Annotated in this window: 19 protein-coding genes and 1 other RNA gene; 9 read left to right on the forward strand and 11 right to left on the reverse strand. The window is 65.6% G+C overall.

Annotated elements, in window-relative coordinates; translation table 11 throughout:
• Positions 1–169: 169 nt before the first annotated feature.
• Positions 170–2,803 (reverse strand): ATP-dependent helicase, encoded by a 2,634-nt coding sequence (locus tag SIN08_RS13085; protein ID WP_322452010.1) that lies wholly within the window; start codon positions 2,801–2,803, stop codon positions 170–172.
• Between the two features lie 286 nt (positions 2,804–3,089).
• On the opposite strand from SIN08_RS13085, the gene SIN08_RS13090 reads away from it, so the two are divergent.
• Positions 3,090–3,965, forward strand: a complete 876-nt coding sequence (locus SIN08_RS13090; protein WP_322452011.1) for a dienelactone hydrolase family protein — start codon at positions 3,090–3,092, stop codon at positions 3,963–3,965.
• A 229-nt stretch (positions 3,966–4,194) separates the two neighbouring features.
• Here SIN08_RS13090 and SIN08_RS13095 read toward each other — a convergent pair whose 3' ends face one another.
• A complete protein-coding gene (locus SIN08_RS13095; RefSeq protein ID WP_322452012.1) occupies positions 4,195–4,392 on the reverse strand; it encodes a hypothetical protein in 198 nt (65 codons plus the stop codon).
• 326 nt (positions 4,393–4,718) lie between these two features.
• On the opposite strand from SIN08_RS13095, the gene SIN08_RS13100 reads away from it, so the two are divergent.
• On the forward strand, positions 4,719–6,557 hold the full coding sequence (locus SIN08_RS13100; protein WP_322452013.1) for a chloride channel protein: 1,839 nt from the start codon (positions 4,719–4,721) through the stop codon (positions 6,555–6,557).
• 228 nt (positions 6,558–6,785) lie between these two features.
• On the opposite strand, the gene SIN08_RS13105 is transcribed toward SIN08_RS13100, so the two are convergent.
• Positions 6,786–7,271 carry a thioesterase family protein gene (locus SIN08_RS13105; RefSeq protein WP_322452014.1) on the reverse strand — a complete coding sequence of 162 codons (486 nt, stop codon included), beginning with the start codon at positions 7,269–7,271 and terminating at the stop codon, positions 6,786–6,788.
• A 135-nt stretch (positions 7,272–7,406) separates the two neighbouring features.
• Here SIN08_RS13105 and SIN08_RS13110 point away from each other — a divergent pair, with 135 nt between their 5' ends.
• Together SIN08_RS13110 and SIN08_RS13115 are read left to right on the forward strand one after the other, a co-directional pair.
• Positions 7,407–8,828, forward strand: a complete 1,422-nt coding sequence (locus SIN08_RS13110; RefSeq protein ID WP_322452015.1) for an FAD-binding oxidoreductase — start codon at positions 7,407–7,409, stop codon at positions 8,826–8,828.
• A gap of 163 nt (positions 8,829–8,991) precedes the next feature.
• Positions 8,992–12,984: an AsmA-like C-terminal region-containing protein gene (locus SIN08_RS13115; RefSeq protein ID WP_322452166.1), complete on the forward strand. Its 3,993-nt coding sequence runs from the start codon at positions 8,992–8,994 to the stop codon at positions 12,982–12,984.
• 427 nt (positions 12,985–13,411) lie between these two features.
• Here SIN08_RS13115 and SIN08_RS13120 read toward each other — a convergent pair whose 3' ends face one another.
• The 4 genes from SIN08_RS13120 to SIN08_RS13135 all read right to left on the reverse strand — a co-directional run bounded on the left by SIN08_RS13120 (position 13,412) and on the right by SIN08_RS13135 (position 15,174).
• The gene (locus tag SIN08_RS13120; RefSeq protein ID WP_322452016.1) at positions 13,412–13,639 is read right to left on the reverse strand and encodes a ribbon-helix-helix domain-containing protein; all 228 of its coding nucleotides are present in this window, start codon (positions 13,637–13,639) and stop codon (positions 13,412–13,414) included.
• The gene (locus SIN08_RS13125) at positions 13,636–13,830 is read right to left on the reverse strand and encodes a DUF4169 family protein (protein ID WP_322452017.1); all 195 of its coding nucleotides are present in this window, start codon (positions 13,828–13,830) and stop codon (positions 13,636–13,638) included. Before SIN08_RS13125 ends, SIN08_RS13120 begins: the two co-directional genes overlap by 4 nt.
• A gap of 2 nt (positions 13,831–13,832) precedes the next feature.
• Positions 13,833–14,372: an SspB family protein gene (locus tag SIN08_RS13130; RefSeq protein WP_322452018.1), complete on the reverse strand. Its 540-nt coding sequence runs from the start codon at positions 14,370–14,372 to the stop codon at positions 13,833–13,835.
• Between the two features lie 127 nt (positions 14,373–14,499).
• The gene (locus SIN08_RS13135) at positions 14,500–15,174 is read right to left on the reverse strand and encodes a TetR/AcrR family transcriptional regulator (RefSeq protein ID WP_322452019.1); all 675 of its coding nucleotides are present in this window, start codon (positions 15,172–15,174) and stop codon (positions 14,500–14,502) included.
• Between the two features lie 157 nt (positions 15,175–15,331).
• Between SIN08_RS13135 and SIN08_RS13140 the strand changes: the two genes are divergently transcribed.
• Entirely contained in the window at positions 15,332–16,537 is a 1,206-nt protein-coding gene (locus SIN08_RS13140; RefSeq protein ID WP_322452020.1) for a multidrug effflux MFS transporter, read from the forward strand.
• Between the two features lie 42 nt (positions 16,538–16,579).
• On the opposite strand, the gene SIN08_RS13145 is transcribed toward SIN08_RS13140, so the two are convergent.
• Both SIN08_RS13145 and SIN08_RS13150 read right to left on the reverse strand, forming a co-directional pair.
• Positions 16,580–17,140 carry a type 1 glutamine amidotransferase domain-containing protein gene (locus SIN08_RS13145; protein ID WP_322452021.1) on the reverse strand — a complete coding sequence of 187 codons (561 nt, stop codon included), beginning with the start codon at positions 17,138–17,140 and terminating at the stop codon, positions 16,580–16,582.
• 133 nt (positions 17,141–17,273) lie between these two features.
• On the reverse strand, positions 17,274–17,573 hold the full coding sequence (locus SIN08_RS13150; protein ID WP_322452022.1) for a nickel-binding protein: 300 nt from the start codon (positions 17,571–17,573) through the stop codon (positions 17,274–17,276).
• Between the two features lie 167 nt (positions 17,574–17,740).
• On the opposite strand from SIN08_RS13150, the gene SIN08_RS13155 reads away from it, so the two are divergent.
• On the forward strand, positions 17,741–18,760 hold the full coding sequence (locus SIN08_RS13155; protein WP_322452023.1) for a GlxA family transcriptional regulator: 1,020 nt from the start codon (positions 17,741–17,743) through the stop codon (positions 18,758–18,760).
• A 99-nt stretch (positions 18,761–18,859) separates the two neighbouring features.
• Here the strand turns inward: SIN08_RS13155 and SIN08_RS13160 are convergent, their stop codons facing one another.
• Both SIN08_RS13160 and ssrA read right to left on the reverse strand, forming a co-directional pair.
• Entirely contained in the window at positions 18,860–19,435 is a 576-nt protein-coding gene (locus SIN08_RS13160; RefSeq protein ID WP_322452024.1) for an AAA family ATPase, read from the reverse strand.
• 107 nt (positions 19,436–19,542) lie between these two features.
• Positions 19,543–19,917: a transfer-messenger RNA gene (ssrA, locus tag SIN08_RS13165) on the reverse strand.
• A 143-nt stretch (positions 19,918–20,060) separates the two neighbouring features.
• Here ssrA and SIN08_RS13170 point away from each other — a divergent pair.
• The 3 genes from SIN08_RS13170 (at position 20,061) to SIN08_RS13180 (ending at position 21,816) form a co-directional block, all read left to right on the forward strand.
• Complete coding sequence (locus SIN08_RS13170; protein ID WP_322452025.1) at positions 20,061–20,372, forward strand: DUF2853 family protein; 312 nt, start codon at positions 20,061–20,063, stop codon at positions 20,370–20,372.
• A 95-nt stretch (positions 20,373–20,467) separates the two neighbouring features.
• Positions 20,468–21,262, forward strand: a complete 795-nt coding sequence (locus tag SIN08_RS13175) for a thymidylate synthase (RefSeq protein WP_322452026.1) — start codon at positions 20,468–20,470, stop codon at positions 21,260–21,262.
• 23 nt (positions 21,263–21,285) lie between these two features.
• The gene (locus tag SIN08_RS13180; protein ID WP_322452027.1) at positions 21,286–21,816 is read left to right on the forward strand and encodes a dihydrofolate reductase; all 531 of its coding nucleotides are present in this window, start codon (positions 21,286–21,288) and stop codon (positions 21,814–21,816) included.
• The last annotated feature ends 61 nt before the right edge of the window (positions 21,817–21,877 follow it).

Consider the following 21,877-nt stretch of genomic DNA (forward strand, 5'->3'; position numbering starts at 1 on the left):
CCGAGGATGACGATGGCAGGATGCTGTCCGCTGATAGCCCGATTTTGGAGAGTTGCGGCGACATTTCCTCGGCTTGACCCGAGGGGCCGTGCCGGAACTTCGATAGGCCGCCATCGGCCATTACGGCCGGTCCGCAATACCGGTTCCGACTTTGGGGCGGTGTGCTGAGCTAAACCCGCTCGACGAAGCTTTCCAGCACGCGTTTCTGCCCTGCCTTGTCGAAGTCGATCGTAAGTTTGTTGCCATCGATCGAGGCAATGTTGCCGTTGCCGAACTTCAGGTGGAAAACACGGTCGCCCACCTTGAAGGCGGAGGGGTTGTCGGAAACGGATTTGGCGACGAGCTCGCCCTCGATGGTCCGGTCCTTCACCGAGCCACGGCCGGCGCCATAGCCCGAATCTGTTTCGCCGTAGCCGATGCGCTCGACCTGGTGGCCGGAGCGCGTGCCCCAGTTGCGCGCGGTGGCATCGGTGCGGTTCCTCTGCGCGCGCTGCCAGCCGGGCGTTGAATAGGGACTGGAAAACACTTCCGCCGGCTCGTCGAAGCGTGAGGGGCCGTAGGGGTTGGGCCGGCCCGGCTGCCGGCCGTAGCCGCCATAGGCAGAGCCATCCTCGGCCACGTCCACATGCGCCTCGGGAAGCTCGTCGAGGAAACGCGAGGGGAGGGTGGACTGCCACAGCCCGTGGATGCGTCGGTTCGACGTGAACCACAGATGCAGGTTCTTCTTTGCCCGTGTCAGGCCGACATAGGCCAGCCGCCGCTCCTCCTCCAGCCCCGAGCGCCCGCCCTCGTCGAGTGCGCGCTGGTGGGGAAACAGCCCTTCCTCCCAGCCGGGCAGGAACACCGTCTCGAACTCCAGCCCCTTGGCCGAATGCAGCGTCATGATGCTGACGGCATCGAGTTCCTCGTCGCGCTCGGCGTCCATCACCAGCGCCACATGTTCCAGGAAGCCGCGCAGGCTTTCATATTCCTCCATGGAGCGGATAAGCTCCTTGAGGTTTTCCAGCCGGCCCGCCGCCTCCGCCGAGCGGTCGTTCTTCCACATCTCGGTGTAGCCGGACTCTTCCAGGATCGTTTCCGCCAGCTCCGTATGCGGGGTGCGCTCCAGCATGCCCTGCCAGCGCTCGAAGCTTTCCACCAGATTGCGCAGCGAGGCACGCGGCTTCGGCTTCATCTCCTCCGTACCGGCGAGATCGCGCGCGGCCTGCAGGAGGGGCACGCCGCGCATGCGTGCGACATCGTGGATCTGGCGCACCGCCGCTTCGCCAAGACCGCGCTTGGGAACGTTGACGATGCGCTCGAAAGCGAGGTCGTCGGCGCTCTGTGCCACGACGCGGAAATAGGCGAGCGCGTCGCGGATCTCCATCCGCTCGTAAAAGCGCGGGCCGCCGATGACGCGGTAGTTCAAGCCCAGCGTGACGAAGCGGTCCTCGAACTCGCGCATCTGGAAGGAGGCGCGCACGAGGATGGCCATGTCGTTGAGCGCGTGGCCCTTGGCCTGGGCCGCCTCGATCTCTTCGCCGACGGCGCGCGCCTCTTCCTCCGAATCCCAGGCGGCGTGCACCTTGACCTTGGGATCGTCGGGATCGGCGATGTCCGTAAACAGCGTCTTGCCGAGCCGGCCTTCATTGTGGGCGATGAGGTGGGAGGCCGCGCCAAGAATATGCGCCGTCGAGCGATAGTTGCGCTCGAGCCGGACGACGGTGGCGCCGGGGAAGTCCTTTTCGAAACGCAGGATGTTGTCCACCTCGGCACCGCGCCAGCCATAGATCGACTGGTCGTCATCGCCCACACAGCAGATGTTGACGTTGTTTTCGCTCGCGGCCGTATCGCGCTTCGCGCTGGCCGGGTCCAAGTTTTGCGCGCCTTCGGCGTCGCGGGGGAGGGCGGGCGAAACGTCGCCCGGCGCGCGGTCGCGCGCTTGGTCGACCGGGTTCCTATGCTTCTCACCCTGAGCCTGCCGAAGGGAAGGCCGCTGCGCGAGCAGACGCAGCCACATATATTGCGCGGTGTTTGTATCCTGGTACTCGTCCACCAGGATGTATCTGAACTTGGCGTGGTACTCCCTCAGCACGTCCGGGTTCTCCCGGAAGATGCGGATGGGGAGCATGAGCAGGTCGCCGAAATCGACGGCGTTGAGCGTCTTCAGGCGCTCCTGATAGGCGCGGTAAAGCTCGCGGCCCTTGCCGTTCGCGAAAGCGCGCGCGTCGCCTTCGGGAATATCGGACGGTCCCAGGCCCTTGTTCTTCCAGCCGTCGATCATCTGCGCGAACTGGCGGGCCGGCCAGCGCTTGTCGTCGAGGCCTTCGGCCTGGATGAGCTGCTTTAAAAGCCGGATCTGGTCGTCCGTGTCGAGAATGGTGAAGGAGGACTTCAGCCCGGCAAGCTCGGCATGGCGGCGCAGGAGCTTCACGCCGATGGAATGGAAGGTGCCGAGCCACGGCATGCCTTCGATCGCTTCGCCGACGAGGACGCTGATGCGCGTCTTCATCTCGCGCGCCGCCTTGTTGGTGAAGGTGACGGCGAGGATCTGCGAGGGGTAGGCGCGGCCGGTGGCGAGGATGTGGGCGATGCGCGTCGTCAGAACGCGCGTCTTGCCGGTTCCGGCGCCGGCAAGCACCAGCACCGGCCCCTCGGTGGTCTCCACCGCAAGGCGCTGCTCAGGATTGAGCCCTTCCAGATATCGCGGCGCATGGCTCTGCCGTGCCGCCATCGCACGCGCGGCAATGCCGCCAGCGCGCGGGGCGGGATTGGGCGCTTCTTCATCGCCGAAGAACGGCAGATCGTCGGGAGAACCTGACATCGGGCATCGCATATGGTGATTCGGGCCATCAAGGCCAAGCGTTTTCCTTTTGTACCGGTTCAACGTGGCGCGGCCAAGGCGGAGCCGCAACGAAGTCGAACATCAACGTTTTCGCGCCGGGAGCCAGGGCACCCGATGCAGTAAGCGGCTGGGTCAGCCGCGGCCCGGGCGACATCACGGAGCAGTGAACAGCCGTGAATGGACCCGCTGTTGCATGCCCATATCCTTGCCTGGGGCGCAACGATCCGAACAACAGGCGAACGCAAGGAACAGTGGGAGAATGGGCATGACTCGTCCAACCATCACCCAGGCGATGATCGACGCCTATGACGAATACACGCATCTGACCCTCGACCGGCGCGGCTTCATGGAGAAGCTGACGCGGCTCGCCGGCTCCAGCGCAGCGGCGGCGGCGATTGCGCCCATGCTGGCGGCCAGTTCCGCCCGTGCGGCGATCGTGGCCGAGGACGACGAGCGGCTGGAGACCGAAGATATCACCTATCCCGGCGGCGAGGGCGAGATGCGGGGCTATCTCGTGCGCCCCGCGGACCGGCAGGGGCCTTTGCCGGCGGTCATCGTCATCCACGAGAACCGCGGGCTCAATCCGCATATCCGCGACGTCGCACGGCGCATGGCGCTGGAGGGCTTCGTGGCGCTTGCGCCCGATTTCCTGTCGCCGCTTGGCGGCACGCCTGACGACGAAGACCAGGCACGGCAGATGTTCGGCGAGCTCGACCGGGAACAGACGGTGGCAAACGGCGTGGCGACGATCGCCTTTCTGGAAGAGCACGAGGATGCGAACGGCAATGTGGGCGCGGTCGGCTTCTGCTGGGGCGGCGGCATGGTGAACCGCCTGGCCGTCGGCGCGCCCTCGCTCGACGCCGCCGTCGCCTATTACGGGGCACAGCCGGAGGCCGAGCAGGTGGAGAGCATCGAGGCGCCCCTGCTTCTCCACTATGCCGGGCTCGACGAGCGCATCAATGCCGGCATCGAGGAATATCGCAACGCGCTGGAGGCGGCCGCCAAGGACTACACGATCCACATGTATGAAGGGGTGAACCACGCCTTCAACAACGATACCTCCGAGGCACGCTATGACGAGGAGGCGGCGACGCTCGCCTGGGAGCGCACGGTGGCGTTTTTGAAGGAGCATCTCGCCTGAGGCTGTTGCGCGACGAGCCCTGCGCGGCGAAGACCCTCTCTTGGAAATTCCAAAGGCTTGGCTTCGCCAAACCCAAGAATTTGCTTTCTCCCCCTGGCGGGGGAGCAAGCGATTTCAATAACCTAGCTGATGGCTAAGTGTTGGAAATCGCAAGTGGGGGTGCCGCGCTTCCGCACCGATAGTTCCCGATACAATCAAAACACCGGCGATGGAGACGGGCCCGGGCCCGTTATGCGCAGCCCCGAGTTTGTTGCGCCCGCCGCAGAATGGCGCGGGCAAAAACCAGGTCGATGGGAATGGGGTCGCACTGGCTTTCGATCTCGTGAAGCTCGTCGTTCACCGCCTTGAGCGCGCGCCAGACCTCATAATCGCTGACGCTGCGATCATGGGCAATCCGTTCCGACATGCGCTTTACGTCGACCTTCACCACCAACCTCCGTTACCGCTCTTAGAAATCGGCGGCAGGCGAATCGTTCCTTGACGAGGAAAATTCTGAAGCCTGGGGCGCCGTCTGCAAGGAAGCCCCGTGCGCTAAGCTGTGCAAAAGGTTGCATGGTTAATGGAAGGTTACCGCTGTCGGTCCGCTGTCGTCTCGGAGCCGGTTCGTGGTCTTCGCCTCGGTAACCGGGTAATTTTGCCGCCCCTGCGCCGTTGCGCAGGGCAAAGCGGTTGCGTTGCCGCTGCAGGAGTCCCATAAAACGGGCACATCCAGCCGAGCCTTTCCTGTCAACTCATTTGAGCAAAGAACAGCTTATGTCGTCCCGAGCCATCATCGTCCCCGAGGGAAAAGAGGGGGAGACGAGCGGCGGCGGATCGCGACAGGCCGAGGAGGACGTTCAGCCTCCAGAACGCGAATTGTCGCTGCCGGTCCTGTCGCTGCTGGCGGTCGTCGTCGGTCTTGTCGCTGCCGCCGGCGCCATCGTTTTCAAGTATCTGATCGCCGTCATATACAATTTCTCCTTCTATCAGACCTTCTCCTTCCACTACGATCCGACCGCTTTCGGCGGCGCCAGTCCGCTCGGAGCGTTCGTCATCTTCGTGCCGGTGATCGGCGGCCTCGTCGTCGTCTTCCTGGTGCGCTCCTTCGCGCCGGAGGCGAAGGGGCACGGCGTGCCGGAAGTCATGTATGCGATCTACCACAACGCCGGGAACGTGCGCGGCGTGGTGGCGGTGGTCAAATCGCTGGCCTCCGCACTCTCCATCGGCACCGGCGCCTCGGTCGGCCGCGAGGGACCGATCATCCAGATCGGCTCATCCTTCGGATCCACCTTCGCGCGCCTTTTGGGACTCGTGCGGCCACAGAAGATCACGCTCTTGTCTGCAGGGGCGGGGGCCGGGATTGCCGCGACCTTCAATACGCCGCTCGGCGGGGTGCTGTTTGCCAGCGAGGTCCTGCTGCCGGAGATTTCGCCGCGCAGCTTCCTGCCGGTGGTCATCGCGACGGCGACCGCGACCTATGCGTATCGCCTGATCATGGGCGGTGAAACGGCGTTCATGGTGCATGCCCTGGGCAGCATCCAGGAAGCGCCGGTCAACCTGCATGAAATCCTCTTTGCCGCAGTGACCGGCGTGGTGATGGGGGTTGCAGCCTATGTGTTCGTCAAGCTGCTCGCCTATGTCGAGGACCGGTTCGAAGAAAGCCACGTCAATCCGTATCTCCAGAACGCGCTCGGCATGTTCGCCGTCGGCCTCATGGGATACGGCTTCTTCCTGGCGAGCGGGCACTATCACGTCATCAGCGTGGGATATTCGACCATACAGGACATCCTGGTCGGCGGCACGACGGGCATCCTGCTTCTGCTGGCGCTCTTCGTCGGCAAGCTTCTCGCAACCACGATCAGCCTGGGCGCGGGGGCCTCTGGCGGGATCTTCTCACCTTGCCTGTTCATGGGATGCACGCTGGGGGCTGCGATCGGCGCGGCCGGTGCTGCGCTCTTTCCGCATGCGGAGATCTCCGTGCCCACATTCGCCATGATCGGCATGGGGGCGATGGTCGGCGGCGCCACCAGCGCGGTGATGACGGCGATCGTCATGATCTTCGAGATGACGCGCGACTACAACATCATCCTGCCGCTGGTGCTTGCGGTAGCCCTGTCGATCGGCATCCGGCGCTCGCTCGTCGTCAACGACATCTACACGATCAAGCTGCGCAACCGCGGCCGGCCGATCCCCACCAACCGCACCACGAACATGTTCCTGGTGCAGCCCGTCACCGAGATCATGAGCAAGAATTTCGTCGTTCTGCCGGGAGACGTGACGGTGGCGCAGGCGCTCAAGCAGATCGACGTCGAGGCGGGCAAGGTGATCGTGACGGACGGCCAGCGGATCTCCGGATTCATCCGCATGGGCACGCTGCGCACCGACATGGAGAAGCTTGCCGGCGAGCGGCTCGACGAAATCTCGTCCAATGCCTTCATCATCGCCGCCGAGCGCAGCAACCTGAACGACGTGATCACCCGCATGAGCCGGCGCCAGCGTTCCTATGCGATCGTGATCAGGGGCAATCGCGGTGTGCCGCGGCCGGAGGAGATCGTCGGCGTCATCGACCGCGAGGAGGTCGCACAGTCGGTGATCCGCAATCATTACGGCTGAGGGAGCGTCGAGACGCAGGCGATGGCGGAACCCCCTCTCTTGCAAATTCTAAGACTTGGCATTCGCCAAGCCTAAGAATTTGCTTTCTCCCCCGCCGAGGGGGAGATATCGCCGGCGTCGTCCTTCCCGCCAATCCGCTAGCGTTACTGGCACGGCAAGAGAGACCTTCCGGCCGCTGATCTCATCTCTAAAGGAAAGCGGCCGCGCGGCGCCGCGCAGCGAGTGGATTCAGCCGCGCCGGCGAACGCCGATGGCGCGGCCGGCGCGCTCCGGGCGCGGCAGATGGGCATGCGCGGCCCACACCCTTTCCACCCGCTCCCTGATATCGGGCGGGAAGGGGGCGACCTTCGGGCCGGCCATGTCCACGTGGAGGGCAATGCTCTCGCAGGTCGCGGCCAGCCAGCCGTCGGAATGGTAAAGCCCCTGAAATGCGTGCAGGCGCTTCTCGTCGTGGTCGAGAAGCTGCCAGGAGGCGGTGACGCGGTCGCCGAGATGCAGTTCGCGCACGTAGCAGACGTGGATTTCGGCGGTGTAGGTGGTGAGCCGGCGCGTGCGCGCGTATTCCGGGCCCAGTCCCAGCTTGACCCACAGTTCGTCGGTGGCGCGATCGAAAAGCACATTGTAATAGGCCATGTTCAGATGACCGTTATAGTCGATCCAGTCCTTTTCGATCTCGAAGGCGCTGGACATGTGCGGTGCGGCAACCGGCTCCATCGTTCTTCCTCATGTTCGGCGCAATCGGCACCACTGGACAGGCGGCGACGATCTGCTGGAGAGTCGGGGCGGGATTGAAACGGAAAGCACCTTCCACCACAAGGGCGGAGGGCTGACAGGCGGAGGAAAGAAGACATGGGTCCAGCGGCGAATGCTGACGTTGCGCGCGACGAAGGCGGTATTTCGGCGGCCCTGGCGCAATTGTCCGCGCGTTTCGGCGAGCGGCTTCAGACGGGCATGGCTCTGCGCGAGCAGCACGGGCACACCACCACCTACATTCCCACCCAGGCGCCGGATGCGGTGTTCTTTCCCGAAAGCGTGGAGGAGGTGCAGGAGGCGGTGAAGATCTGCGCCGAACACCGGATGCCGGTCATCCCCTTCGGCGTCGGCTCCTCGCTCGAAGGTCACGTCAACGCGCCGGCGGGCGGCCTGTCGATCGACATGGCGCGCATGAACCGGGTGCTGTCGGTCAATCAGGAGGACCTCGACTGCACGGTTGAGGCCGGCATCACGCGCGAGGAGCTGAACCACTATCTGCGCGACACCGGCCTTTTCTTCCCCATCGACCCGGGCGCCAATGCCAGCCTGGGCGGCATGGCGGCCACCCGCGCCTCGGGCACGAACGCCGTGCGCTACGGCACGATGCGCGAGAACGTCCTGTCGGTGACGGCGGTCATGCCCGACGGCCAGGTGGTCACGACGGCGCGGCGGGCGCGCAAGTCCTCGGCCGGATACGACCTGACGCGGCTGCTCATCGGATCGGAGGGGACGCTGGGAGTGATCTGTTCGCTTACCGTGCGCCTGCACGGGATCCCGCAGGCGATCTCGGGCGGTGTCTGCCCGTTCCCGAGCGTGGAGGCGGCCTGTCAGGCGGTGATCATGACGATCCAGATGGGCATTCCGATCGCCCGCATGGAACTCGTCAACGCCCTCGGAATGCGCGCCATCAACGAATACTCGAAGCTCGACTACCAGGAAAGCCCGTGCCTTTTCCTCGAATTCCACGGCACCGACGCCGGGGTGGCCGAGCAGGCGGAGCTTTTCGGCGAGATCGCGGCGGAGTTTTCCGGCGGCCCCTTCGTGTGGACGCGTGCGGCGGAGGAGCGCCAGAAGCTGTGGAAGGCCAGGCACGACTTCTACTGGGCCGGTTTCGTCCTGCGGCCGGGCACCAAGGCGCTGGCGACGGATGTCTGCGTGCCCATCTCCAGGCTCGCGGAATGCATCGTGGAAACGGAAGCCGATATCGCAGAGACCGGCCTTGTAGCGCCGATCGTCGGCCATGTCGGCGACGGCAACTTCCACGTCTCCGTGCTGATGGACATGGAGGACAAGGACGAGATCGCCCGCGCCGAGGCCTTCGTGGCGCGTCTCAACCGGCGGGCGCTTTCCATGGAGGGGACCTGCACGGGCGAGCACGGCATCGGCCAGGGCAAGATGCGCTATCTGGAAGAGGAGCACGGGGCGGCGGGCGTCGATATGATGCGCACCATCAAGCGCGCGCTCGATCCCCTGGGAATCATGAATCCGGGAAAAATTCTGGACATGACTGGCAAATAGCGCGGCGCGCGGCCACTTTAAGGCCACCGGGCGGGGTTACATGAAGACGCGTTCGTGCTGTTGCGTCCTTGCCGGCGCCCGGTACGCTGCGGGCAGCGCCCGTAGCGGATTCGCAATGACTGCCTCGCGGAAAGGGAGGTGAAAGCTGGCACGGCTCTTCGTCATTCTCGGTGGTCTGGTGGTGCTGGCGCTGACGGCGGCGCTGCTGGCACCCTATTTCATCGACTGGACGAACTATCGCGACGATTTCGAGCGCGAAGCCGGGCGTGTGCTTGGCCGCGAGGTGCGGGTGGAGGGCACGGCGCGGGCACGCATCTTGCCCTTTCCGTCCGTCACCTTCACCGATGTGGTGGTGGCCGGCGAGGAACCCGGCGAGATCCTCATGACCGTGGACGAATTTTCCATGGATGCGGAACTGGCCCCGTTCCTGAGCGGCGAGCTTTTGATCTTCGATATGCGGCTGGTGCGTCCGAGCGCCACCCTGGAGATCGGCCCGGAAGGGCGCATCGACTGGGCCATGCGGCCGTCCTCGCCCTTCGATCCGCGGCAGGTGACGCTGGAGCACGTCTCCGTGAGCGACGGCACGCTGACCATTCAGCAGCGGGCGAGCGGGCGGACCGTCACCTTGAACGACATCGAGACCACGCTTTCGGCCCGTACGCTTGCCGGACCCTGGCGCGTGCAGGGCACACTCGCCGTCGACGGCTTGCCTGTGGCGCTGTCCGCCTCCACCGGCGCGGTGAGCGAGGACGGCACGATGCGCGTGCGGGTGTCGGCGGAGCCGCGTGACTATCCGCTGGCACTTGAGACCGATGGGCACGCCCGTTTGCAGCAAGGGGAAGGGCTCTATGCCGGCACGTTCCGGCTGCGCACGGTCGAACTGGAATCAGAGGCGCAGACGGCGCAGGCCGAGCCCGAGCGCGAACGTCCCGGCAACCGCCTCTCCGGGCGCTTCGCGCTCGATCACCAGCGGTTGAACCTCGAGGAGTTCCGTTTCGAAACGGGACCGGAGGAGGACCCCTACACGGCGGAGGGCGAAGCGCTGATCGATCTCGGGGCGGAGCCGTCCTTTTCAATCATGGCCGACGGCGCGCAGATCCGCTTTGGCGACAGCGATCCCGCCGGCGGCACCATGTCGGGGCTTTCGGCGGACGAGCGGTTGGCGGCGCTCACCGGTTTCATCACCGATCTGCCGAAGCCCGGCATTCCGGGAACCGTCGCGGTCAACCTGCCGGCCATCGTCGCCGGAGACACGACGATCCGCGACATTCACATCCGTGCCGAGCCGGCAGAGCAGGGCTGGAACATCGAGCAGATCGCCGCCACACTTCCCGGCCGGACCCGCTTCGAGGGGGCGGGCCTGCTCGCCACCGGCGAAGCGCTGGCCTTCGACGGCAACATCGTGCTGGCTGTCGGGCAACCCTCGGGCTTCGCCGCCTGGCTGGCGCGCGATGTCGACGCAGCGATCCGGCGCCTGCCGGCGGCGGGGTTCAGCGCCGACGTGGCGCTGACCGAAGAACGGCAGCAGTTCGACAATCTGGAACTGATCCTGGGCGACGCGCGATTTCGCGGCGCCATCGACCGGCGCAGCCCCGCCGATGCCCGTCCCATGCTTTCCCTCTCGCTCGAAGGGGATCGGCTCGATATCGACGAGATGCATGCCTTCGCCTCGCTCTTCATCGATGAAGAGGGACGGAACCGGCTGGCCGACCACGACGTCGACCTGGAGGTCGCCGCCGGGCCCGTCTCGGCGGAAGGCTTGAGCGCCGAGCGGCTCGACATCGCCCTGCGCCTGCGTGACGATACGCTGGAGATCGATCGGCTCACCGTCGGCGGACTGGCGGAGGCGAGCATCAGCGCCACGGGCAGGATCGAGGGACTGGAGGAGGATCTCACCGGCCAGGTCGACGCGACCGTCGTCGCGGTGGATCTGGCTCCGCTCGTCAGTCTGCTCGCCGAACGCTTCGGTGAGAATCGCCTGCTCGCATTCTTGAACCGCAACGCCGCGGCCTTTCCGGGTCTCCTTGAGGATGCGGAGGTCGATATCGTCGCCAGCGCGGCGGACAATGGCGACGATTCGGCGGGCCTCGCCGTCAGTGCGAGGGGGCACGCCGGCGGCACGGACTTCAGCCTCTCCGTCTCCGGCAATGGTGCGTTCTCGCAGATGGCGGAGGCGCGCTTCATCGCCGAGTTGACGGCGCAGAACGACAGCGCCTCCCCGCTCTACGGGCTTTTCGGCCTGCCGGCCCTGCCTTTGGACCTCGCCGGCGACGCCCAGGCGGAGCTGACCGCGGCCGGCACATTGTCGGAGGGCATGGAAACGCAGTTGCGCTTCTCGGGTGAGGGGCTCACCGCGCGTTTCAGCGGCGAGGCGGCCCTGCCGGAGGAGGGCTTCTCCATGGCCGGGCGGGTGGAGATCGATGCCGAGGACCTGGAGCCCTGGCTCGCAACGGCCGGCATCTCGCTGCCGGGCTTCGGATACGGTCTGCCGGCGGTGTTTTCCGCCGATGTCCGCTACGCGGAGGGCGTTGCCCAGTTCGGCGGACTTTCGGGCGAGGTGGTCGGCCATGTCGTCAACGGCGATCTCGACGCGCAGATCAGAGACGGCAGACCGCATTTTTCCGGAGAGTTGCAGTTGGGCGGCCTCGATCTCGGCCTTGCGGCGGAAATGGTGCTGGGGAGCGAAGCCCTGCAGGCGGGCGATGGTCCCTGGCCCGAAACGCCCTTTGCCGGCGGTGTCGCCGCGCCCTTTTCGGCGGACGTGGCGCTTGCCGCCGACCGCCTGTGGCTCGGCAACCTCGCCACCGCGGAGGCGGCGGCGTTGCATCTTCGCCTCGACGGAGAGGGCCTTACCGTTTCCGACCTGTCGGCGCGTTGGGCCGGGGGGCGGATCAGCGGCATGGCGGAGTTGCGCAACAACGCCGGCACAGGCCTCTTCAATGCGCAACTGACTCTCGATGACACGTCGTTGCCGGCGCTCCTGCCCTTTACCGGCATTGCCGGGCGCGGCAATCTCAGCGCCAACCTGACCTCCAGCGGAAAGAGCATGAACGGCATGATGGCGTCGCTTTCCGGATCCGGTTCGGCGGCGCTCGAGGGGCTCGAAATCGCCGGCGTCGATCCACAGGCGCTGCCGCCGATCCTGGAGCGAGCCGACGAGATCGGAACCAAGATCGATGCCGACCAGGTTGCCGCGTTCGCGCCGGAGAGGGTGCTGTCCGGCCGTTTCGCGGCAGGCGCGACGGAGTTTGCCTTCACCGTCGCCAACGGCGTGGCGCGCACCCCGCCGGTCCAACTCGAAACCGAGGGGGCGCAGATGAGCATGGAGGCGGCGGCGGATTTCGCCGCGCGCACCGTGTCGGTTACGGGCGGAGTCACCTATGAGGCGGGCGTCGAGGCTGTCGACGGGGCCGAGCCGCTGGTGCGCTTCGCCGTCCACGGACTGCCCGGCGCGACGGACCTGCAGCTCGATGTCGAACCCCTGGCGCAGTATCTGACGCAGCGGGCGCTCGAGCGCGAGCAGGCGCGCGTAGAGCACATGCAGGCGCTCCTGCTCGAGAAGCAGCGCCTGCGCCGCGAGGTGCGCTATTTCTCGGCGCTGGAGGCCGAACGTGCCGCCGAAGAGGCCAGGCGCGCCGCCGAGGAGGCGGAGCGCGTGCGGCTCGAGCGCGAAGCCGAGCGCGCGCGCAAGGCCGAGGAGGAGCGCGCGCGCCAAGAGCGTGCCGCCGAGGAAGCGCGCCGGCAGGAGGAGGCGCGGCGCCAGGAGGAGCTGGCGCGTGAGCGTGCGGCGGAGGAGGCGCGGCGCCAGGAGGAGCTGGCGCGTGAGCGCGCGGCGGAGGAGGCGCGGCGCCAGGAGGAACTGGCGCGTGAGCGCGCAGCGGAGGAAGCACGCAGCCAGGAGGAGGAACTGGCACGCGAGCGCGCGGCGGAGGAGGAGACGCGCCGGCGCGAACAGCTTTCCTCTCCCGATGCGGAGGAGGAGCGCCGGCCGGGCAGTGCCTCCGGTGGCGGGATCGAACGGCTGCCACTGCCTCCGCCCGTGCAGGAGACGCCTGAAGGCAGCGCACGCACCGACAATGAACCAAACGCCGATCCGATACTCAATACCGAGGATCTGACGGTCGAGCGTTTGATGGAATTATTGGGACCGCGGTAGGATGCGATACGGTTCCGCTTCGATACGGGACCTCCGGAACGGATCCCGGCTCGCCGTTGCCTGCTCCCTTGGTCAGGATGACGGGCGGGCGTGAACGCGCCTGAATGCATCTCGCGTTCATATCCGTGGTCCCCGTTCTTGACCAACGGCGGCGTATCGATGTTCTGGCATGGATCCTCGGGGCAAGCCCGAGGATGACGAGGGACAGGGCTACCCGCCGATCACCGGTGTTGGAGAAGAGTGGCGCCGTCTCCATCTTCGTCTTTCCGGGGCTTGACCCGAGAACTGATGCCGGAGCGATGTCGCCTCGGTGGCGGTGGACGTCAAGGCTCGAACGCGCCGTCATTGACATGCGACATCGGTCTATCTCTTCGTCCTTGCCGCATCCCTGTGACGACAAGGAGCGCTTGCCTGCAAGGTTCGCCGCCTAAGGCCGTGCGCCTTCCCGCTTCACCTGTTCCAGGACGAAGAGCCGCAGTGCCGAGGAGAGGTTCGTGTCCGGCGCGCGCGCGGCGTCGATCTCGGCGATCAGGGCGGCAAGCGGCAGGCCGCGCTCTTCGGAGAGGCGCTCCAGTTCGGCATAGAATGGCGGCTCCAGCGAGAAGCTGGTGCGGTGCCCGCGAATGGTGACGGAGCGCTTTTGCGGCCGGCTCATTGCCCCTCGTCGCGATCGGGGACGCGGCGATGGCCTTCGAGTTCTCTGGCGGCATTCTCTGCGCGCCGGCACGCGGCCTCGCGCTCGGCAGCGCTCTGCCCGTGACGCTGCCGGTTTTCCTCGGCCCGGCGGCGTTTGTCCGCCCGCGCCTTCTCCTTGCGCTTCATGCGCAGGTTGACGATCTCGGCCATTCCTACTTCTTGCGGAAAGCGTCGAGCGAAACGACGTCGGCGCCCTTGCCGTCCGCCTTTTCCTCCGCCTCGCTCTTTTCGGCGGCGGGCTTGGCCTTGCCGGGCGCCTTCCTGGCCGCGGCGGGCGCCTGGCTCTTCGGCTCGGGCGCGCCTTCGACGGGTTCCGGCTGCGGTGTGGCTTCCGGCCGGGCGACATCGAACTCGATCTCGAAATTCGCGGACGGGTCGTAGAAGCCGCGCACGGCGGAGAAGGGCACTTCGAGCTTCTCCGGCGTGTCGGCGAAGGACAGTACGACCTCGAAGCCTTTCTCGCTCACCTTCAAATCCCAGTACTGGTACTGGATGACGATGGTCATCTGCTCGGGATAGCGCTCTTTCAGCCGGCTGGAGATGCGCACGCCGGGGGCGCCGGTCATGAAGGTGATGAAGAAATGGTGATTGCCCGGAAGACCCGCATCCGCCGTCTCCTGCAAGACCTTGCGCATGACGCCGCGAAGGGCGTCCTGGACGAGAATGTCGTAGCGGATACGATCGTCTGACATGGGGGCGGCGCGTGTCCTTTTCGTCTCGCTCTCGTGCCTAGCTCTAATAAAGCTTTACGCGGAGGTAAACCGGATAAAGGGCACTTGCGCCAAAGGAAAGGGTCCAGCGGCGCTTCTGTGATGGCCTTCAGGCCTCGCGAGCGGGCGGCGGTGGCCCGCGATCCCGGCCATAGGCGCGCAGGAATGTGCGCACCGCGCGCGCGGCGTTGGCCTGCAGGGTCTCCTCGCTCACCGGTTCCCGGAAGAGGAGGGGCAGCTTCAGATCCACATTGACCAGGGCCAGGAACTGGCGTGCGGCGAGATCGGGGTCCTCGATGTCGAGATGGCCCGCATAGGCAAGCCGTGCGAAGCGGGCGGCCAGCGCCGACCAGATCCTGCCGGGGCCTTCGCGGCGCCAGACCTCGAAAAGTTCGGGATGCCGGTCGCCCTCGGCTTCCACGAGCTTGCGCAGGAAGCCGCCCTCGCCACGGCACATGAGGCTCGCGCTCAGCCGCACGGCAAAGGCCGTCAGCTCCGATTCGACGTCCGCGGGGTCGTCCGGAAAGGTGCTGAGAACGTCGAAGGCATGAGCATTGGAGCGCTCGGTCATCTCCTGCACCACGGCGGCGAAAAGCCGCTCCTTGTCGCCGTGATGGTTGTAGACGGTCTGGCGAGAGACGCCGGCTTCCGCCGCCACGAGGTCGATATTGGCGCCCGCAAAGCCTTCGCGGCAAAAGACCGCAGCGGCCGCATCGATGATCGAACGCCGCTTGGCGGCGTGTCCTCGCGTCGGGAGGCTGTCAGGAGCGTTGCCGAGTTTCATGAAATTTATATAGGTTCGATTGACGAGTTAGACAATCATGTCTAAAAATTTGGGCCAATTCACGCCCGGCGCGGTCAGAGCGTCGGGATCGTTGCAGGCGGGACGTCCTCTGAACCGACCCCGCGCCGACGAGCATTTTTTTCGGAAAGAGCAAATCATGTCTGTCGCATTCATCCGCATCGCGGTCGTGCTCGGCCTTTTGACCGCCATCGGCCCCTTCGCCATCGACATGTATCTTCCCGCCCTGCCGACCATTGGCGCCGATCTCGGTGCCGGAACGACGGCCGTGCAGATGAGCCTCCTGGTGTTCTTCCTGTCTATGGGCGGCGCGCAGATTCTCGTCGGGCCCGTTTCCGACATGGTCGGGCGCAAGCCGCCGCTCTATGCCGGCCTGGGGCTGTTTCTCCTGGGCAGCGTGGGGTCGGCGCTCGCGGTGAGCGTCGAATGGCTGATTCTGTTCCGTTTTATTCAGGGTGTCGGCGCGGCCGCCGGCATGGCGGTGCCACGGGCAATCGTGCGCGATCTGCACACCGGCACGCAAGCCGCCAGGCTGATGTCGCTCCTGATGCTCGTCTTCTCCGTCTCGCCCATCCTGGCCCCGCTGACGGGCAGTATCGTCATCGAGACGCTCGGCTGGCGCGCGGTGTTCTGGACGATGACGGTGATCGGCGTCCTCTGCGTCTTTCTTTTGGCCTTCGCCCTGGACGAGACACGCCCGGCCGAACGCCGCATCGGCAGTTCCTTTATGAGCGCGCTCACCGGATACCGCTTCCTGTTGGGACGTCGCAGGTTTCTGGGATTGACCTTTATTGGCGGCTTCGGCCTTGCCGGCCTGTTCATTTATCTCGCCAGTTCGTCCTTCGTGCTCATCGAGCACTACGGTCTTTCGCCGCTCCACTTCAGCCTGTTCTTTTCCCTCAACGCGGTGGCGTTCTTCACGATGTCGCAGCTGACGGGCATGCTGGCGGACCGGTTCGGCCTGGAGCGCGTGGTGCGCGGCGCCGTCGCCGGTTTCGCACTGTCCGCCGTCGGACTGCTCGGCGTGATGGCGGCCGGCTTCCAGGCGCTGGGCGTCATGGTCGTACTGCTGTTCGTCAGCTTCGGCTTTCTCGGCCTCGTCATTCCCGCCACATCGGTTCTGGCGATGGACGACCACGGCGAGATCGCCGGCACGGCCTCGGCCCTGTTGGGCACGCTGCATTTCGCCACGGGGGCCGCGGCGATGGCCGTGGCCGGCCTGTTCTTCGACGGCACGCCGCTGCCGATGGTCACCGGCATCGCGGTTGCCGGCGTCATCACCTTCCTGCTGACGCAGATGACGCTTGGCGGCAGCCGCCGCCCGGCGACCGCCGCCGCGGAGTAGGGAAGGGGATACGCGGCGCGCCGCCCGTGCAACCCGGGTTCGTCAGGCGGCGCGGCGCTCGTGCCGTCCCTCGCGGATCTCCTCGGCCAGTTTCTCGCAGAAGGCATCCAGATCGCCGGGGTGGCGGCTGGTGACGAGCCCCTGGTCGGTGACGACCTCGCTGTTCTCCCATTTGCCGCCGGCATTCATCACGTCGGTCTTGACGGATTTGTAGGAGGTGACCCGGCGATCACGGATGATGCCGGCCTCGATCAGGAGCCACGGTGCATGGCAGATGGCGCCGATCACCTTGTTGTCGGTCCAGAAATCCTTGACGAAGTTGACGGCGCTGTTGTCGACGCGCAGGAGATCGGGATTGATCTGGCCGCCCGGCAGCACCAGGGCGTCGTAGTCGCCCGCGCTCACCGAATCGAGCGTCTTGTCGACGGGGACCGGACGCCCCCAGTCCTTCTTGTCCCAGCCCTTGATCTCACCGCCCTCGAGCGAGACCACGTGCACCTCCGCGCCGGCTTCGCGCAACTTCTCGAGCGGCACTTCCAGTTCCGACTGCTCGAAGCCGTGGGTCGCCAGGATGGCGATGCGCTTTCCCGAAATATCCTGCATTTGCTTACTCCGTTCCTTGCCCTGTCGATCAGCGAACGGAGAGAGGAGGCCGGGGTTCCCGCCGATCCGCCTGCAGGCGAAAATGTCGCAGCGGGAGCGGATCGGCGATGCGGCATGGCAGCAGCAGGTGCCCTCACACAGTCTCGGCGCCTGCCTGCGGGTCCGGGTTCTTGACGACGGTGCCGCGGACGACCTGGAAGTCTTCGCTCGGCGCGCCGACGCGCCGTCCGTGCTCGCGGATCGCTTCCGGGTCGCTGGCCTCGTAGATGCAAACCGATCCGATGCGTCCGTCCGGTTCGGTGACGGCGTAGGTGCGGATCCACCGCAGGCGATCAGCCATTTCCTGGCCGACGCGGGCCGACTTCGCGCCGGCCGCCTCCAGTTCCTGCTCGTTGGCCCAGGCGCCACGGCGGCGAATGACATAGAGATCCATTGCTTCCTCCATTCGTGTTGGTTGACGGTTGGAAGATGCGCCGAGGGGCCTTCTGCCTGAAGCCGGCGATCGTGACATTCGCGGGAGGCGAAAGTGCCAATCCGGCTCCAGGTTCTGGAAGCCACGCGCATTCTTCGAGATAATGCCCACGGCAAACGGGAAGGATCATGGCTGAAGACGGCGACATGCTGGAAGTGACGATCGTCCTCGTCAACGAGGGCTACGCCTCCACGGCGGTCGGCCCCATCGAGGTGTTCGCGTCGGCCGGCAAGATGTGGAACGAGATGAGCGGCGGCGTTGCGCGCCCCCGCTTCCGCGTGACCATGGCCTCGATTGACGGCGCGCCGGTTACGAGCGCCTACGGCCTTCGCATCGCCCCCGACAAGAGTATCGACGAGGTAGCGCCGACCGATCTCGTCTTCGTCTCTGCCTCCGGCCCGATGCCGTCGGAATGGATGCAGCGCCACGCCAAGCTGCTGCCCTGGCTGGTCGAACGATATGACAGGCAAGGTGCTATGCTGGCCGGCGTTTGCTCGGGCGTGGCCTTCCTCGCCGAAGCCGGCCTCCTCGACGGGCGCAGGGCCACCACCCACTGGGGCGTGGCGGAAGAGTTCCGGCGGCGTTATCCGAAGGTGGATTGGCGGACTGACATGCTGATCACCGAGGATGCCGGGCTGTTCTGCGGCGGCGGCGTCAACGCGGCGACCGACCTCAGCCTGTATCTGGTCGAACGGCTGTGCGGGCGGGAAGTCGCGCTCGAATGTTCCAAGGCGCTGCTTCTCGACATGCCGCGCCTGCACCAGTCCGGATATGCGATCCTGCCGATATCGCGCCCGCACACGGATGCGCCGATGCGCAGGCTGGAGGAGTACCTGCATGAGAACTTCCGGTGCGACGTCTCGATCGAGGAGTTGGCTGGCATCGCGGGCATGAGCGCGCGCAATCTGATCCGGCGCTTCAAGGCGGCGACGGGCTGCCTTCCGGGCGCCTATCTCCAGATGGTCCGTGTCGCCGCCGCCCGGCAGATGCTCGAGAACGGCGCAGCTTCGGTGCAGCGGGTCGGCGTGTCGGTCGGCTATGAGGACACGTCGTTCTTCCGCCGCGTCTTCAAGCGCTACAGCGGCATGACCCCGGCGGCCTACCGCGAACGCTACCGGCTGCGCCATGCCCCGTCGGAACACCCGTAAATCAGCGCAAAGTTGGGTATCGGACATGGGAACGAGAAGGATGCGACGTTGCTGCACTGCCGCGCGGCCTCCCACTGCGCTTCCCCTGTGTGCCGCACGTCACGCGCGCGCTTGACGTTCCGCAGCCTTCCGCATGCCGGCAAGGACGAAATCGCGCCGCTCGGCCACCGTGGCGCGCGGCACGGGCGAGAGCCGGTAGCCGAGTTCGGTGTAGACGTCGCGCATTGCTTCGTAGGTCCGCTCGGCCTCATCGAGCGTCTGCGTGCGTTCCGCGTCGACGGTGCAGATCTCCGGCCAGGGCGGGAGGATGAAGACCGTTTCGTTGTAGCGGAACATTGTGGCCGCCTTTTGCAGATGCGGCGGGACGTGCAGGCCGATGAGCCGGAGATAGCCGATGGTGTCCGGAATACCGCGGTCGCAGACATGAGGCCTGCCGCCCGCCCGGGCCGCCTCATAGGAGCGCAATTCCCACGACAGCATCAGTTCGGCATAGAGCGTGCGGTCGCGATCGGGCCGGGCGGGGCCGTCGATGGCGTGCTGGGCGCGGATAATGGCGCGCCCGGCTTCCGGCGCGGTCGCCAGGCCGGCGGCCTGCAATGCCTCGACGAGCGTTGTCTTCCCGGCGCCGGGGCCGCCGGTGACGATGAAGAGATTGCGCGCGTGGAACGGTCGCATGAAGGTCTCCGCGTGAAGGGAAATGCGCAAGGCGCCGAGACAGGTTGCAACGTGTCGCGAACCGGCAGCGCCTGCTCGATCGGATCGGGGAATTTTTCGGAAAGGGAAGTGGAGGCTTCTGTTGCCAGGTGCCTCCGAACCCCGCTCAGGCCTGCGACGGCCAGAGACTTGAATTGAAGCTGTCGCGCCGCTTACGCAGCGAGACGTGCTTCCGCATAGTTGTCGTTGGCAACTATTAGGTTCGGTCCGATAACGGTGGTACCATGCCGGGCGAAAGTCCGATCTTTACACCCTCGTCGATCCTGTTTCGCCCCCATCAGAAGCCGTCCTCGGCGCGTCGCGCTCTTGCGGGCGGTTTCTGGTGGAGGCGCCGGGCACTGCCCCCGGGTCCGATAGGCTTATTGCATCGGCCGTTTATCGCCATAGTCAGCACGAGACTGACGGGTGTCAATATAGGAACAACGGCACGGCAATGAAAGAGCCAAACCGTGAAAAAGGGCGCATTTTCGTTGACTTGCCCGGAAGCATTGCCGATGCTCCTCATCGTGGGCATCCGCGTGGCGGTCCGTGGGATCCTTAGGCGGAGCTACACCGTCTCTTAAACGAAGCCTGGAGGGAGAAGACCATGGCTGACTATCTCGCAGACGTTCAGAAATATGACGCAACGGCCGACGCGGAGGCTGTCGACAAGATCGTCAAGCATCTCGGCATCGCGCTGCGCAGCCGCGACTCGTCCCTGGTGTCTTGCTCGGACCCGGAGGAGCTGGCGCGCGTGCGGGAGAAATGGTGCAAGAAGAAGCTGGGTGAGAGCGACGACGCCCGGTGCGACTCGGTCATCGAGAAGGTCTGCGAGACGATGGCCGGCGACAACTCGAAAAACCGGGTCACTTTCTATTATCTGGTGGCCAAGCACATGGGCAAGCTCGCCGCCCTTTGAACCGCCGCGCGGGACCGGCTCGACCGGCCTTTGGCAGTCGGCCGGTCCGCCCTATTGTGAGGCCATGAAGCAATCCGATTCGGTCCCGCGTTCCCATGCGCCAATATCTTGATCTACTCGCACATGTGCTGGAAAACGGCGTCGACCGGGGCGACCGCACGGGTACCGGCACGCGCAGTGTTTTCGGGTATCAGATGCGCTTCGACCTGGAGGCCGGGTTTCCGGTGCTCACGACGAAGAAGCTGCACCTGAAGTCCATCATCCACGAGTTGCTCTGGTTCCTGAAGGGCGACACCAACATCCGCTATCTGAACGAGAACGGCGTTACCATCTGGGACGAGTGGGCCGACGAGAACGGCGACCTCGGCCCGGTTTACGGGGCGCAGTGGCGTTCCTGGCCGGCGCCGGATGACAGCCATGTCGATCAGATCTCGAATCTTCTCAAATCGTTGCGGGAAAATCCTCATTCACGGCGTCATGTGGTCTCGGCCTGGAACCCGGCGCTGGTGGACGAAATGGCGCTGCCGCCCTGCCACTGCCTGTTCCAGTTCTACGTGGCCGAGGGGAGGCTGTCCTGCCAGCTTTACCAGCGCTCGGCCGACATCTTTCTCGGCGTGCCCTTCAACATCGCCTCCTATGCGCTCCTGACGATGATGGTTGCCCAGGTGAGCGGGCTCCGGCCCGGCGATTTCGTCCACACGCTCGGTGACGCCCATATCTACCACAATCATTTCGAACAGGCGCGGGAGCAGCTGACGCGTGCGCCCAAGCCGCTGCCGAGGATGTGGATCAACCCCGCGGTGGACGACCTGTTCGCCTTCCGCTACGAGGATTTCCGGCTGGAAGACTACGTGGCCGATCCGACTATCCGGGCACCCATCGCGGTATAGACACACAGCAATTCAGGCGGGCCATGAAAATCGCACTCGTCGTCGCCGTGGCAAGAAACGGCGTCATCGGCCGGGAAGGCACGATGCCGTGGTGGCTTTCCACCGATCTCAAGCGCTTCAAGGCGATCACCATGGGTAAGCCCATCGTGATGGGCCGCAAGACCTGGGAGAGCATCGGCCGGCCTCTGCCAGGCCGCCTCAGCATCGTGATTTCGCGCAACCCTGCCTATCGTGCCGAAGGAGCGGTGACGGTCGGCTCGCTCGAGGCGGCGCTGCAAAAGGCGCGGGGAGAGGCGGATGAGGCGGCGGAGGTCTGCATCATCGGGGGCGGCGAGATCTTCCGCGAGGCGCTGCCCCTGGCGGATGTGCTTCATGTTACCTATGTGGATGTTGAAGTAGACGGCGACGCTTTCTTTCCGGCCGTTGATCCCGGTATCTGGCAAGCCGTCTCGAGCGAGGAGGTACCGGCCGGCGAAAAGGATATTTACCCGACGCGCTATGTCGTCTACCAACGGCAATCTGCGATCGGGAAGCCTGCTCGTCCGGTCGCTTGAAGCGGAGGAAAGCCCGCGTTTTCGGAGTCCCCCATATCGGGACGTGCATGCCCGGGCCCGA

The organism is Chelativorans sp. M5D2P16, from assembly GCF_034427935.1.
GTDB lineage: Bacteria > Pseudomonadota > Alphaproteobacteria > Rhizobiales > Rhizobiaceae > Chelativorans.

What these genes read in the sequence shown, in the direction of transcription:
- SIN08_RS13085 (WP_322452010.1), bottom strand. Translation starts at nt 2,803, where the DNA reads ATGTCAGGTTCTCCCGACGATCTGCCGTTCTTCGGCGATGAAGAAGCG.
- SIN08_RS13090 (WP_322452011.1), top strand. Translation starts at nt 3,090, where the DNA reads ATGACTCGTCCAACCATCACCCAGGCGATGATCGACGCCTATGACGAA.
- SIN08_RS13100 (WP_322452013.1), top strand. Translation starts at nt 4,719, where the DNA reads ATGTCGTCCCGAGCCATCATCGTCCCCGAGGGAAAAGAGGGGGAGACG.
- SIN08_RS13105 (WP_322452014.1), bottom strand. Translation starts at nt 7,271, where the DNA reads ATGGAGCCGGTTGCCGCACCGCACATGTCCAGCGCCTTCGAGATCGAA.
- SIN08_RS13110 (WP_322452015.1), top strand. Translation starts at nt 7,407, where the DNA reads ATGGGTCCAGCGGCGAATGCTGACGTTGCGCGCGACGAAGGCGGTATT.
- SIN08_RS13120 (WP_322452016.1), bottom strand. Translation starts at nt 13,639, where the DNA reads ATGAGCCGGCCGCAAAAGCGCTCCGTCACCATTCGCGGGCACCGCACC.
- SIN08_RS13125 (WP_322452017.1), bottom strand. Translation starts at nt 13,830, where the DNA reads ATGGCCGAGATCGTCAACCTGCGCATGAAGCGCAAGGAGAAGGCGCGG.
- SIN08_RS13130 (WP_322452018.1), bottom strand. Translation starts at nt 14,372, where the DNA reads ATGTCAGACGATCGTATCCGCTACGACATTCTCGTCCAGGACGCCCTT.
- SIN08_RS13135 (WP_322452019.1), bottom strand. Translation starts at nt 15,174, where the DNA reads ATGAAACTCGGCAACGCTCCTGACAGCCTCCCGACGCGAGGACACGCC.
- SIN08_RS13140 (WP_322452020.1), top strand. Translation starts at nt 15,332, where the DNA reads ATGTCTGTCGCATTCATCCGCATCGCGGTCGTGCTCGGCCTTTTGACC.
- SIN08_RS13145 (WP_322452021.1), bottom strand. Translation starts at nt 17,140, where the DNA reads ATGCAGGATATTTCGGGAAAGCGCATCGCCATCCTGGCGACCCACGGC.
- SIN08_RS13150 (WP_322452022.1), bottom strand. Translation starts at nt 17,573, where the DNA reads ATGGATCTCTATGTCATTCGCCGCCGTGGCGCCTGGGCCAACGAGCAG.
- SIN08_RS13155 (WP_322452023.1), top strand. Translation starts at nt 17,741, where the DNA reads ATGGCTGAAGACGGCGACATGCTGGAAGTGACGATCGTCCTCGTCAAC.
- SIN08_RS13160 (WP_322452024.1), bottom strand. Translation starts at nt 19,435, where the DNA reads ATGCGACCGTTCCACGCGCGCAATCTCTTCATCGTCACCGGCGGCCCC.
- SIN08_RS13170 (WP_322452025.1), top strand. Translation starts at nt 20,061, where the DNA reads ATGGCTGACTATCTCGCAGACGTTCAGAAATATGACGCAACGGCCGAC.
- SIN08_RS13175 (WP_322452026.1), top strand. Translation starts at nt 20,468, where the DNA reads ATGCGCCAATATCTTGATCTACTCGCACATGTGCTGGAAAACGGCGTC.
- SIN08_RS13180 (WP_322452027.1), top strand. Translation starts at nt 21,286, where the DNA reads ATGAAAATCGCACTCGTCGTCGCCGTGGCAAGAAACGGCGTCATCGGC.